The following is a 12,572-nucleotide window of genomic DNA, read 5'->3' on the forward strand; positions in this document are numbered from 1 at the left end:
CACACCAACGTGATGACAACGCCGCGATCAACCTCGCACGCTACGAGGACACCATTAGCGTCGTCGGCCCAGTTGGGGCCGCCGTCAAGCGTGGAGCCGACCGTAAGACCGGGCCTGGCCCGGCCGGTGGCTGTGAAGCGCGGAAGGGACGCAGCCGCAAGGCTGCCGAACAACCCCGAAATGGGGTGCGAGTCGCGTGACCACTAAAGATCACTCACTCGCAACGGTTCTCATTGTGATAGCGCCTGCGTTATCACATCTGGCGGAGACCTATTTCCTTGGATTTCCTTGGAAAGCCGCGAATAAGCCAGCGGCCGCGCTATCAGATTTAGCCGAGTCCTATTTCCTTGGATTTCCTGGATTTCCCTGGAGAGCCGCGAATACGCCAGCAACTGCGCTATCAGATTCGCGGAAGCCTATTCCTTTGGGGAGCACGGAGCGGCCCCGGGTGAATGCCGGACCGTGAGCGCATTTGCTACCAATCCGGCATGAACCGATACACCTACCGCGTGCGGTAATGGTGCCCCCCCAAATACGACGAACACATAGGTACCTGCATCGAAATGCCGTACCTGACGGGGCGGGCGCCGACAGCGCAGGAAGCGATCGCCGCTATCGAGGACGCCCTCGACCAACGAACTTATAGCGGAACCCTGGTGATCAGGACCTCACCGGCGCTCCACGCCCGCCTCGCCATTGAGGCTGCCGAACAACGTGTTTCGATGGATCCATTGGATAGTTCAGAAGCCGGCAGATCGGTCAATCAGGCGGCAGCTTCGGACGTTTCCCCTTCGATTAGTGGTACTTTCCGCGACGAATGGCCCCTCGTGAGACCCCCATGGACGTGCACATTCCCGCCGGTGGCGTGGTGCTGACGCTGCCAGTCCGTAATCGCTTGGTGCGCCGCGTGGTCGAGGTAGTTGACCGCGATATGAAGCGTGACTGTGGTGCGTTCCGGGATAGCAGCCAGCACCTGCGTCAGCCGGGGCAGCGCCAGGAAGGTGCAGGTACCCTCGACTACCACACGCCATTCGTCGCCAATCGGGTGAGCGTCTATCTTGGCCCGTATCACCCGCCATCCTGTCATCGCGATGGCGAGAACAAGCCCGATCATCACCCCATGCAGGAGATTGAGGAATACGACGGCGACAATGGTTACCAGGTAGATGGCGAAATCGCCGGTTTTGACCGCGGTTTCGATGTGCGCCGGCTGTAGTAGCTGAATTCCGATGACGATCAGTAGCCCGGCGAGCGCGGCACTGGGAATCAGTTCGATGAGACCTGCGAACGGAAGCGCAAACAACATCACCCAGAATCCGTGCAAGACCGTCGACGCACGAGTCTTGGCGCCTGCCTTGATATTTGCGGACGTGCGGACGATGACGCCGGCGATGGGAAGACCGCCGATCGCTCCCGACACCATGTTCGAGGCGCCCTGACCGATCAACTCGCGGTCCAGTTCGGAGCGCGGGCCACTGTGCATCCTGTCCGTCGCGACCGCCGTCAGCAGACTTTGGACACTGGTGATAAGTGTGACCGTGATGACCCCGATCGCGACGGCACCCCAGCTTCCGTGCGGAATTGCCGGAAGTTGCAGTGCATCCAGCAGTGAACCCTCGAGCGCGATCCGGGACACGTGAAACGGAAACACCACCGAGACGACGCTGACGGCCACGATGGCGACCAACGGACCGGGAACGGCGGCTGCCTTTGCGGGGGCCCAGCGCCAGGCGACCATGATGGCGATCACCAGTAGGCCCAGTATCACTCCGGGCTTGTGCGCGCCGAGAATCTGCGCAGGCAGCTCAACGACGTTGTCCCAGGCCGAACTATGGGACTCGCCGCCGAGCAGCACGTGCGTTTGTTGAAGCGCGATGGTGATCCCGATGCCGGCCAGCATCGCATGCACGACCACGGGCGAGATGGCAAGGGCGGCCCGGGCAACACGACTGAGCCCCAACAGGACTTGCATGAGTCCTGCGATCGCGGTGATGAAACAGGTTAATCCCCAACCGAATTGGGAGATAAGATCGGCGACGACCACGGTCAGCCCGGCAGCGGGCCCACTGACCTGCAGCGGTGATCCACCGATAGCTCCGCCGACGATTCCGCCGACAATCGCGGCAATCAGACCTGCGAGTACCGGTGCATCGGATGCGATGGCGATGCCCAATGACAACGGCAGCGCGACCAGGAAGACAACAAGCGAAGATGGCAGGTCGTGGCGGATGACCGATCGAACTCGATCTTTTCGTGACTGCGCCACCTGGCGCGAAGCGTTGTCTTGGTTACCTGGGTCAACCTGATCGCTGCGGTCAAGGCACGGCTTGCCGCGGAATTTCGTGTGCTGCATCGGTAGCTCCCTCGTTTCCTTGGGGGACGTTCCGATGATCCCGCCCCAAATTACATAACGTAGTCGTAAATGGTTGGCGCACAGACAGTTAAATCTACTCAAACTCCAATGTTTGAGGCAGGCGCCCGTTGGCTACGGAGTTCGACGGTATTTCGCGGGCTAAGCCAGGGTCAACCGGACGCGCTAGCTGCATAGCGAACGCAAATTTTTTTCGCCGAGCCGACGTTCCCAAGCCCGAATGCATTGGCCTGGCACAAGCGGCGATAATCCGGGCGTCGCTCTAAACTCCCTCGCTATGCCGCCGTTTCGGGTCCTTCGGCGTCGATGAGGTCGTCCATCGCCCGGCGAGCACGGTGGCCGGTATGGACCCCGCCATGGATGTGCACCACTCCTCCGGTCGCCTGATGCCGGTGCTGCCAATCGGCAATCGCCTGGTGCGCGGCGTGATCGAGGTAGATCACCGACATGGTGACATTGACCGTCTTGCCCGCGGGGACGGACGCCAGCACCTCGGTCAGCCGAGGCAGAGAGAGGAAGGTGGCTGCCCCTTCAACGAGCACGTGCCATTCGTCACCGGCGGACCGGGCGTGGATCCTGAACCACATCACCCGCCATGCGGTCAGCGCGATGGCCAGGACGAGTCCGATCAACACGCCCTGCATGAGATTGAGGAATACGACACCGACGACGGTCACCAGGTAGACGGCCAGGTCCCCGTTTCGCATGGCGGTTTCGATATGGGCGGGCTGCAGCAGCCTGATCCCGACGAAAACGAGCAGGCCGGCAAGTGCGGCGGTGGGGATCTGCTGGATCAACCCGGCAAAAAACAGTGTGAAGACGAGGATCCAGACGCTGTGCATGATCGTCGAGGCGCGGCTTTTGGCGCCCGCTTGCACATTCGCGGAGCTACGGACGATGGCGGCGGCGATCGGGAGGCCGCCGATCATCCCGGAGGTGATGTTTGCGACGCCCTGTCCGGTCAACTCGCGGTTGAAGTTGGTGGGCGCCCCGGGGTGCATCCTGTCGATCGACACCGATGCCAGCAGGCTCTCGACGGTGGCGATGAAGGCAACAGTGAGCACGCTGACCGCGAAGGCTCCCCACTTCCCCTCGGGAAGGGCCGGTAGCTGGAATGCATCCAGCGGCGACCCGGTGAGTGTGATCCGGGCCAAGTCGAACGGAAACACCACGGAGATGATGGTTGCCGTCACGATGGCGACCAGCGGACCTGGAATGGGAGCCAATTTGGCCGGAGCCCAGCGCCAGGCGACCATGATGGCGATCACCAAGACGCCCAAAAACATTCCGGGCTTGTGCGCGCCGATGATTTGTCCCGGCAGCTGAACGACGTTTTCCCACGATGTGCTGTGCGACTCCCCGCCCAGCAGGACGTGTGTTTGTTGAAGTGCGATCGTGATTCCGATGCCGGCCAGCATCGCGTGCACGACGACCGGGGAGATCGCCAGTACCGCTCGGGCAATCCGGCTGAGCCCCAAGATGAGCTGCAGGACACCGGCGGCCACGGTGATCAGACACGTCGCCCGCCAACCGAACTGGGCGACCAGACCGGCGGTAACGACCATCAACCCGTTCGCCGGACCGCTCACCGACAACGGCGACCCGCCGATGAATCCGAGGACGATTCCTCCGACGACTGCCGAAATCAGGCCCGAGAGCACCGGTGCGTCCGAAGCGATCGCGATCCCCACCGACAGCGGCAGTGCGATCAGAAAGACCACCAGCGACGACGGCAAGTCGTGCCGGATGATGGATCGCAGTCGGTCAGTACGCGACACTGGCGGGCCCTTGTCCGGGCCCTTGTCCGGGGCCTGGCTGCGGTGTGGTTCGGTGGGCTGCATCGGTCATTCCCCTGTCTGGGCGTTGCGGGGACGGTCCGACACCGCGCCCCGCACTACCTTGGTCACCTACTCGTAAGTCGTTGGCGCACCGGCGAATACATTTGGTGGAAGGTATTCTGCAGGCGCCCGACACTGCCCTTGACAGTATTCGGGCGGCTGAACAGGGGTCAAGTTGGCGCGCAGCGCGCATACCGAACGCAGATTTCGGGCGTGATGGCCGCTGACTAGGTAGAAGGCCATGCAAGCGAAGCTAGAACCCTAAGCCGTGTACCTCGTGTCCGGGTACCTCGGCAGCCAGGCCACTGTAGGCCTGCTCGACGGTGGAGCCGTGGTTGATGACCGCGTCGACTTCGCGAGCGATGGGCATGTTCAGCCCGTATTCGTTGGCGAACTCCGTGACCACGCTGGCCGCCTTGACGCCCTCGGCGACCTGGTTCATCGACGCGATGATCTCGTCGATGGGTTTGCCCGCGCCCAGTTGTTCGCCGACGTGGCGGTTGCGGCTGCGCTGGCTGGTGCAGGTGACGATCAGATCACCCAGACCGGCCAATCCGGGGAAGGTCTCGGTGTCGCCTCCCATCGCGACGCCGAGTTTGGTCATTTCGCGCAACGAGCGGGCGATCACCAGCGCCCGAGTGTTCTCGCCGATACCCAGCGAGTAGCCCATGCCGGCGGCGATGGCAAACACATTCTTGAGCGCCCCGGCCATTTCGACGCCGATGACGTCATCGCTGGTGTACACCCGGAAACGCCGGGTCCGGAAAAATGCCGCCAGCTGGGTGGCCAGATGTTGATCGGGCATGGCCAGGACCGCCGCGGCCGCATAGCCCTCGGCGACTTCTCGGGCGATGTTGGGACCGGCGAGGATGCCCGCCGGATGACCGGGCAGGATCTCCTCGATGATCTGCGACATCCGCATGTTGGTGCCCTGCTCGAGCCCCTTGACCAGGGACACTACCGGCACCCAGGGCCGCAGTTCCTTGCTCAGCTCGGTGAGCACACCCCGGAAGCCGTGCGAAGGCACTCCCATCACGACGACGTCTGCGCTGTTGGCGGCCTCGGAGAAATCGGTGGTGGCGCGCAGCGTCTCGCTGAGCACGACGTCGTTGCCGAGATAGCGGCTGTTGCGGTGATTGTCGTTGATGTCGCTTGCGGTCGCCTCCGAGCGCACCCACTGCAACGTCGGCACCCGCCGTGCACAAATGGACGCCACCGTGGTCCCCCAGGAACCGCCACCGAGGACAACGACTTTGGGTTCGCGCTTCGCAGCTGCCATGGGGCACAGCCTATTGCGGTAGCCCGACATTTGACAGCGGTTGATCGCCGCCGGCGGCCCCGAGACGAAGTCGGAAACCAACGACCTCCGAGCATGGGACTTCGGTCCCTACCCGGCGGGGTGACCACGCCGGGATGGTGAAAGATAGCTGTTCTATCGAGGAGGAATCATGTCGCGACGAGCGAGCCGGTCGCGCGGGAGGCGTCTGCCCTCGTGTTGCGTCCGGACGTTCGTACTGCTGATCGCGGCCGCGCTGGCGCTGCTGGCCGGGTCGCCGGGGATCGCGTCCGCCGACGGTGGGCGCCCGCAGGCCAACCCGGAACAGCGAGCGGCGGCGATGATCCGGCCGGCCGTCTTATATCTTGCGGCCCAGGCTCACGGTCAGGTCCGGCTGCCCGACGGCCAGATGCTGTCACTGTTCGGCGAAGGTTCGGGTATCCCCTTCACGGCGACGTGGACCTGCACCGCATTTGTCGTCAATCCTGACGGGTGGGTGGCGACCTCAGGTCACTGCGTCGATCCGGAGACGGCCAAGCAGCTGATACTCAAGCGTGCGGCCAGTGAATACGTGGCGCATTTTCCCGACTCGCCGGTGGGCCACAACCCCGGCGCGACGCTGGACTGGCTCACCAAGAACGCGCGGGTCGAAGGTCAGACCCCCGACCGGGGGCCCGAGATCAGCCTCGTGCTGGGATACGGAACCGGGACGAAGCTCGTCGAGAAGCTTCCGGCCACCGTCGTGGACTTCCGGCCGATGGGCAAAGGCGACGTCGCGCTGCTCAAGGTGCAAAAGCACAACCTGCCGTCGTCGGAGCTCGGCACCGACGCCGACGTCAGCATCGGGGCACCGGTTCTGGCGGTGGGTTTCCCGGAGACGACTCAGCGGGTCACCGGTATGTCGCTGGACCCGACGAATAAAAGCGGCAAGGTGAGCAAGAAGTCGACCATGGAATCGAGTCCGATCTATGAGATCGATGCCCCGGTCGCCGAGGGCATGAGCGGCGGGCCGACCGTCGAACTCAACGGCAAGGTGATCGGAGTGAACAGTTTCGGTCCCGTCGGCGAACCGCAGCCGTTCAACTTCATCGCGCCCGCAGACAGTCTTGCGGCGCTACTGGCCGGCAAGGGTGTCAAGCCGATGCTCGGGCCCGCCGACCTGTACTACCGCCAAGGGCTCAACCACTATTTCTCGGGCCAGTACAGCGACGCGATCTACGATTTCGACCAGGCCCTGGCGCTGTCACCCGACTATCCGGGCGTGGCCGATCTCAAGACGAGCGCGGCCAACCTACGTCAGCAGTACGGTGACGCGCCGGTGTTTCTTCGCTCAAAACCGGTGTGGTACACGGTAAGCGGCGTCTTGCTGCTGCTCACGGTGGGCGGCTGGGTGACTTTCATGGTGCGGAAGAGCCGTCGGCAGCGTCGCACCGAAGCCGAAGCCGAAGCCATCGCCGAAGCCGAAGCCGAAGCCATAGCCGAAGCCGAAGCCGAAGCCGAAGCCGAAGCCGAAGCCGCCGCAGCCGAAGCAGCTGCTGCGGATGCAGAGCCACCGCGGGCGACCGGCACTGTTCGGCCGCTGGGGCTAGTTCCCGCCCCGTCGAGTGAGCCGCACTTCTGTGCCAACTGCGGAGCGGCGCACCACCCTGCCGAGAAGTTCTGCCCGAACTGCGGCAAGAAAATCCCGGCCGGCGAATCGGCGCAGCCCGCTTAGCCCACGCTTAGCCCGCCGTCAGCCGGCCGTTAGCCCGCTACCGCCGCCCGGTCGGCGGCACGGCCGAACACCATTGCCTCCTCGATGCGGTCGAACCGGTAGTCGATGGCATCGGCGAAATAGTTCTGCCGCACATTCCACGGCCGCTTGGTGCCTGACCTGGGCAGCGCGTGCAGCGACCGCAGCACGTAGCCGGCCTGAATGTCCCAGGAGGGCTTTTCGGTCAACGGCTCGTCGCCGCGGTGCGGATAGGCATGGGTGTAGCCGTGAGCCGCCATGTGCGCCAACAACTTTGCCGTCGCCCGCGCCGTCATGTCGGCACGCAACGTCCAGGACGCATTCGTATAGCCCACACACCAGAACAGGTTGGGCACGTCTTCGAGCATGTGCGCCTTGTAGACGAAGCGGTCGCAGGGATTGATCTCGACGCCGTCCAAGCTGATCTTGACGCCGCCGAGTGCCTGCAGCTGCAGGCCGGTGGCGGTGACGACGATATCGGCATCGAGGTGTTCGCCGGACTTGAGCGCGATGCCGGTGGCATCGAAATGGTCGATGTGGTCGGTGACGACGTCGGCGCGGCCGTCGGTGATGGCGGTGTAGAGGTCGGCATCGGGAATCAGGCACAGCCGCTGGTCCCACGGGTTGTACGTGGGCTTGAAGTGGGTGCCGACGTCGTAGCCGGCGGGCAGGTTCTTGATCGCCGTGCGCCGCAGCAGCCACTTCATGAGTCGCGGTGTCTTGCGGGACAAGAACCAGAGCGCCGCCTCCAGCAGTGCGTTGTACATTCGGATGGCCAGATGGGAAGCCTTCCGGGGCAGCACTTTACGAGCGCCGGCGGCAAACCTGCTGTACTTGGACGCCGAGATGAGGTAGGTCGGCGACCGCTGCAGCATGGTCACCTTGCCGGCCTTGTCCGCCATGGACGGGATCAGCGTGACGGCGGTGGCCCCGCTGCCGATGACCACCACCAACTTGCCGGCGTAGTCCAGGTCTTCCGGCCAGTGCTGCGGATGTACCACGGTGCCGCCGAACTGTTCGATGCCGGGGAACTCGGGCGTGTAGCCCTCGTCGTAGTTGTAGTAACCGCTGCCGAAGAACACGAACCGGCTGCGGCATCGCTGTGCGACGCCGCCTTGCTCGAAGGTGACGGTCCAGGTGTCGGTGGCCGAATCCCAGTCGGCTTCCAAGACGTGACTGTTGAACCGGATGTGGCGGTCGATGCCGTACTTGTGGGCGGTGGCGGTCAGGTATTCACGGATGTGCTCGCCGTCGGCGACGCCTTCCTTTCGGGTCCACGGCTCGTAGGGAAAGCTCAGCGTGAAGATGCTGCTGTCGGAGCGCACCCCCGGGTAGCGGAACAGGTCCCAGGTGCCGCCGATCCGCTCGCGCCGCTCCAAGATGGTGTAGGAGAGTCCGGGGTTGCGTTGCAGCAGCCGGTAGGCCGCGCCGAGGCCGGAGATCCCGGCGCCGACGATGACGACGTCGAAGTAGGCCGTGTCGATGGCTTCGTGAGGGCTCACGGTCATGCCAAACCTCGCTTGAATTCGGGTACCGCTCACCAGAGTAGGCACCGACCGGTTGGTTGGGCCACCGGCTGGATCTCGTGCGGGCCGCATGAGCACGTCGACGTGCGGGGCGCGCAAGCGAATGCGCCGCGACCGTAACGCCCGTGGCGTTACGTTCGGCGCGGCTCGGGTCTATCGGTAGTTGACGAACTGCAGCGCCACGTCCAGGTCAGCGTTCTTCAGCATCGCGATGACGGCCTGCAGGTCGTCGCGCTTCTTGCTGGTGACGCGAATCTCGTCGCCCTGGATCTGGGTCTTGACGGTCTTGGGTCCCTCGTCGCGGATCAGCTTGGTGATCTTCTTGGCGTTCTCGCTGCTGATGCCCTGCTTGATGGTGCCGGTGACCTTGTAGGTCTTGCCGGAAGCCTGCGGCTCGCCGGCGTCGAAGGCCTTCATCGAGATGTCGCGGCGGATCAGCTTTTCCTTGAAGACGTCGACGGCGGCCTTGGCGCGCTCCTCGGTGGATGAGGTCAGCTCGATCGCCTCGTCGCCCTTCCACGCGATCTTGGTGTCGGTGCCGCGGAAGTCGAACCGCGTGGCCAGTTCCTTGGCCGCCTGGTTGAGCGCGTTGTCGACCTCTTGCCGGTCGACCTTGCTGACGATGTCGAACGATGAGTCCGCCATTCGATCCGTCCCTTCTTCGATAGCCGTTTGTGCTTTGTCTACCCGGTCGTTGTAACCTGTCTGGCGGCAGGTTGCCCGAGCGGCCAATGGGAGCGGACTGTAAATCCGTCGCGAAAGCTACACAGGTTCGAATCCTGTACCTGCCACCACAGGTCAGAGACGGTGTCAGCTCGACGGCGTGATGATGCCGGCGGCGCCCACCATCACCATGACGAAGACCAATAGGTCGGTCCAGGTCACGACTATCTCTTCTCCGCGCTCGGCGATGTGGCGCAGCCCCGCCAAGCCGAGGTACACCGCACCTGTTACGGCGCCGAGGATTCCCCAGCCACCGGTGGACGGACTCGCGAGGCCATGAGCCCTATGCTGAGGTTCGCATAGCCGAGTTCGTGGACCACCTGTTCGGCGCCGGCGTCCTCGATTCCGAGAATGCCGCGCGCGGTGCGCCCCGGGTTGGTGAGTTGGCTGATGCCTGCGACGAGTAGCCGGGTGCCGACTCCCCAGAACGCCCACCACAAGCCGAACACGACGGCGGGGTTACCGCCGGCCACGGCGAGCTGGATGCCGCCGCTGACCAGGGGCAGAATCAGTGTCTGCAGGAGCACCACCGCGATGACATGAGCTCTGTTCCTTTCGCTGCAGGAGGCCAAGGACAGGGGTGGTTCAGGAGTGGTTGACGTAGCTGTGGTCTTGACGGACGTCCATGAACATCTCCGAGACGATGCGCCAAGAGTTGTCGGCGTGACGGGACACGACCCGAAGGGAGTGGTTGTCGCGCCGGGCGATGGCTCCACCGGCGACGAGTCCCCGGCCTTCGATCTGAAGATGTGCGTGGATCAGCGCATGGTCGCGGTCCAGCCGGCGAACCGTGCAATCGGGGCCGGCGACGACGCGTCCGTCGTTGAAGTTCTTGTCGGCGAAGAGGCCACGCAGGTAAGCCGTGATCTGCTCGCTGCCCCTTCGCACGGTGCCGAACGCGTTGATCCAAATCTGCATCGTCGGCATAGACGTCCTGCAGCAGGTCGGCGTTGCGGTGCGCGAATCCGGCGAAGAGTCGGTTCAGCGTCTGCGTAATGGCGCGTCGATCGGCTTCGTCAAATGGTTCGAGTCCGGCAACTGCGAGCATGGTCGTCTGGCCTTGAGTGTCCATCTGTGGGTCTCCCCCGATGCCGATTGTCTAACAGACGTAAGTTAACGCCCGTTAGTCTAACGAGCGTTAGCTTACGGTTGTTAGACTTGCCGCGCAAGTGCTCTCACCAGGATGGAAAGCGAGCCAGGATATGGCCGAACCGGCGCGCGGCCGAAACCGGCGCGGGGAGGGCGAGAAACTGCGCAACAGCATCGTCGTAGCCGCGACCGCTCTCGTCGACGCCGCCGACGATTCCGCATCGGTGACCCTGCGAGGCATAGCCCGCCAAGCCGGAATCAGCGCCCCGTCGATCTACCCGCATTTCCGCGATCTCCGGGAGATTCTCGATGCCGTCCTGGAGCGCAGCTTCGCCGAACTCGATGCCGCGGTGGCGAAGTCGATGTCAAAGGAGAAAACACCGCAAGCCCGGCTCGTGGCCGGATGCCTGGCCTACGTGCGTTACGGCTGGGCATACCGGTCGCGTTACCGATTCATGACCGCGGCGGGCGGCTTTGCCCCACATGCCGTCAGTACCTTCGCGCGCGTCGAAGAGGCCTTGCGCGACTGTGTTGCGGCGGGCTCGTCGACCAGCGCGGATCCGCACGAAGACACCTTCCTGCTCTGGGTGGGCATGCACGGTATGGCCACCCTCGAGAAGCCCAGCCGCGCCCATCTTCGGCAATTGGGGCCTCTCGACCGCCCGGCGCTCACCGAAAAGCTCGTCAGGAGAATCGCCGGCCTCACGCAATGAATGTTTTGGGTCTGCCGTCTACCGGAACCGACGGGCGAACGTCCTAATGACCCTTGGCTGCGGCCTCCGCCACCGTGCCGAGAGTTCGCGGTGCCGGTCGGGCGAGCACCGCCTGAGGCTTGCCGCGTAGTTCGGCGGCGAGGTCATGTTCGAATGCGGGCACGGTCAGTCGGCGGCGGTTCAGCTCACGGTCGAGCGCTTTGATGAACAGGCCCTGCCCGGAGCGCCGGCAGCCCAGCACGGCCTGCTCGTTCATCACGTCTCGGGTGAGAGCCGCCGCCGGGCAGGCGGCCACCACCTGCAGGGAAGCGCGCATATCAAGGGTGGTGGTCACTCCGCAGGAGGGCGAGGCGCCGATTCCGACGATGCCGGCGACCGCGATCCCGGCCTGGTGGTAGTCGGCCACGTCACGGGCGACCCGCCGGGCCAGGCGCCGGTAAATCACCTTGGTCCACAAGATGAATCCGCTCAGCAGCGCACCGCGCACCGCATACAGCGGTCCGCCCTTGGAGTGGTAGAGCCGCAGGCTGTGGCGTTTGAGCACACCGCCCCACGCCAGCTGTTCGGGGCAGGGCAGCTGGTGGATGCCGGCGCGTGCGGTGAGCAGTTCGTTGACCACCTCCGCCACCGCCCCGGGGCGGGTTGCGCCGCCGGCATAGCGGGTGTTCTCGTTCAGCAGGCAGTGCGATACCAGAACAACGCGCCGGCTGCGTTCGTCGGCCAGCTGGTTGAGCAGCAGCCGGGCCGACTCGCGAGACTTCGACATGAGTCAATGTCTCACGAGTTGAGACGGGTCAGCTGAGCTGAGACGCTGCCCGCTCTGCTCGCCGGTGTCGGACGTTGTCGATTCGTGTTGCGGTGCTTGAGGTTTAGAAATCCACCCGGCGTACCCCAGCGCCAGGCTGACGGCCGAGTAGCTGGCGGCCTCAGCCCACATGTGTCCGACGCCCCACCTCCTGCCGAGGAAGACCGGCTCATCGACGATGCCACGAGAGGTAGCACCGAGCCGATCCGTCGCCACCGCCATCGCGGCGGTGCCGGACAGCCTGGTCGCGGAGGGGCCACTGTTGTGGGGAACCGTTGCGAGTGAGTGATCTTTAGTGGTCACGCGACTCGCACCCCATTTCGGGGTTGTTCGGCAGCCTTGCGGCTGCGTCCCTTCCGCGCTTCACAGCCACCGGCCGGGCCAGGCCCGGTCTTACGGTCGGCTCCACGCTTGACGGCGGCCCCAACTGGGCCGACGACGCTAATGGTGTCCTCGTAGCGTGCGAGGTTGATCGCGGCGTTGTCATCACGTTGGTGTG

At 64.3% G+C, this 12,572-nt stretch carries 11 protein-coding genes, 1 tRNA gene and 3 pseudogenes; 5 read left to right on the forward strand and 10 right to left on the reverse strand.

The genetic code is table 11. The features are described from left to right. Both EET03_RS03240 and EET03_RS03245 read left to right on the forward strand, forming a co-directional pair. Positions 1-200: pseudogene (locus tag EET03_RS03240) on the forward strand (IS607 family element RNA-guided endonuclease TnpB); the annotation flags it as partial. 345 nt (positions 201-545) lie between these two features. Next, positions 546-831, forward strand: a pseudogene (locus tag EET03_RS03245) (toxin-antitoxin system HicB family antitoxin). Here EET03_RS03245 and EET03_RS03250 read toward each other — a convergent pair. The 3 genes from EET03_RS03250 to EET03_RS03260 form a co-directional block, all read right to left on the reverse strand. Beyond that, complete coding sequence (locus tag EET03_RS03250) at positions 764-2,353, reverse strand: SulP family inorganic anion transporter (RefSeq protein ID WP_099193948.1); 1,590 nt, start codon at positions 2,351-2,353, stop codon at positions 764-766. The pseudogene EET03_RS03245 and the gene EET03_RS03250 sit on opposite strands and share 68 nt — an antisense overlap. A gap of 293 nt (positions 2,354-2,646) precedes the next feature. Then, positions 2,647-4,212, reverse strand: a complete 1,566-nt coding sequence (locus tag EET03_RS03255; protein ID WP_082274459.1) for a SulP family inorganic anion transporter — start codon at positions 4,210-4,212, stop codon at positions 2,647-2,649. 250 nt (positions 4,213-4,462) lie between these two features. Further along, positions 4,463-5,488 carry an NAD(P)H-dependent glycerol-3-phosphate dehydrogenase gene (locus EET03_RS03260; RefSeq protein ID WP_099193949.1) on the reverse strand — a complete coding sequence of 342 codons (1,026 nt, stop codon included), beginning with the start codon at positions 5,486-5,488 and terminating at the stop codon, positions 4,463-4,465. Positions 5,489-5,657: 169 nt separating this feature from the next. Between EET03_RS03260 and EET03_RS03265 the strand changes: the two genes are divergently transcribed. After that, positions 5,658-7,199, forward strand: coding sequence for a trypsin-like peptidase domain-containing protein (locus EET03_RS03265; protein WP_099193950.1), 1,542 nt, complete (start codon positions 5,658-5,660; stop codon positions 7,197-7,199). 29 nt (positions 7,200-7,228) lie between these two features. Here EET03_RS03265 and EET03_RS03270 read toward each other — a convergent pair whose 3' ends face one another. Together EET03_RS03270 and EET03_RS03275 are read right to left on the reverse strand one after the other, a co-directional pair. Continuing rightward, on the reverse strand, positions 7,229-8,725 hold the full coding sequence (locus EET03_RS03270) for a flavin-containing monooxygenase (protein ID WP_075541349.1): 1,497 nt from the start codon (positions 8,723-8,725) through the stop codon (positions 7,229-7,231). 171 nt (positions 8,726-8,896) lie between these two features. Then, on the reverse strand, positions 8,897-9,388 hold the full coding sequence (locus tag EET03_RS03275; RefSeq protein WP_075541350.1) for a YajQ family cyclic di-GMP-binding protein: 492 nt from the start codon (positions 9,386-9,388) through the stop codon (positions 8,897-8,899). Positions 9,389-9,453: 65 nt separating this feature from the next. Between EET03_RS03275 and EET03_RS03280 the strand changes: the two genes are divergently transcribed. Continuing rightward, a tRNA-Tyr gene (locus EET03_RS03280) sits at positions 9,454-9,537 on the forward strand. Positions 9,538-9,553: 16 nt separating this feature from the next. Here EET03_RS03280 and EET03_RS32250 read toward each other — a convergent pair. The 3 genes from EET03_RS32250 to EET03_RS03290 are packed head-to-tail and all read right to left on the reverse strand — an operon-like array spanning position 9,554 to position 10,384. Then, entirely contained in the window at positions 9,554-9,685 is a 132-nt protein-coding gene (locus EET03_RS32250; protein ID WP_279637581.1) for a hypothetical protein, read from the reverse strand. Positions 9,686-9,693: 8 nt separating this feature from the next. After that, positions 9,694-9,993: a hypothetical protein gene (locus EET03_RS03285; protein ID WP_136625638.1), complete on the reverse strand. Its 300-nt coding sequence runs from the start codon at positions 9,991-9,993 to the stop codon at positions 9,694-9,696. A gap of 58 nt (positions 9,994-10,051) precedes the next feature. After that, entirely contained in the window at positions 10,052-10,384 is a 333-nt protein-coding gene (locus tag EET03_RS03290) for a nuclear transport factor 2 family protein (RefSeq protein ID WP_136625639.1), read from the reverse strand. 284 nt (positions 10,385-10,668) lie between these two features. Here EET03_RS03290 and EET03_RS03295 point away from each other — a divergent pair, with 284 nt between their 5' ends. Continuing rightward, a complete protein-coding gene (locus EET03_RS03295; protein WP_099193951.1) occupies positions 10,669-11,268 on the forward strand; it encodes a TetR/AcrR family transcriptional regulator in 600 nt (199 codons plus the stop codon). A gap of 43 nt (positions 11,269-11,311) precedes the next feature. On the opposite strand, the gene EET03_RS03300 is transcribed toward EET03_RS03295, so the two are convergent. Both EET03_RS03300 and EET03_RS03310 read right to left on the reverse strand, forming a co-directional pair. Continuing rightward, positions 11,312-12,034, reverse strand: coding sequence for a 2-thiouracil desulfurase family protein (locus tag EET03_RS03300; protein ID WP_075541353.1), 723 nt, complete (start codon positions 12,032-12,034; stop codon positions 11,312-11,314). A 338-nt stretch (positions 12,035-12,372) separates the two neighbouring features. After that, positions 12,373-12,572, reverse strand: a pseudogene (locus EET03_RS03310) (IS607 family element RNA-guided endonuclease TnpB); the annotation flags it as partial.

This window comes from Mycobacterium innocens (genome assembly GCF_900566055.1).
Taxonomy (GTDB): Bacteria; Actinomycetota; Actinomycetes; order Mycobacteriales; family Mycobacteriaceae; genus Mycobacterium; species Mycobacterium innocens.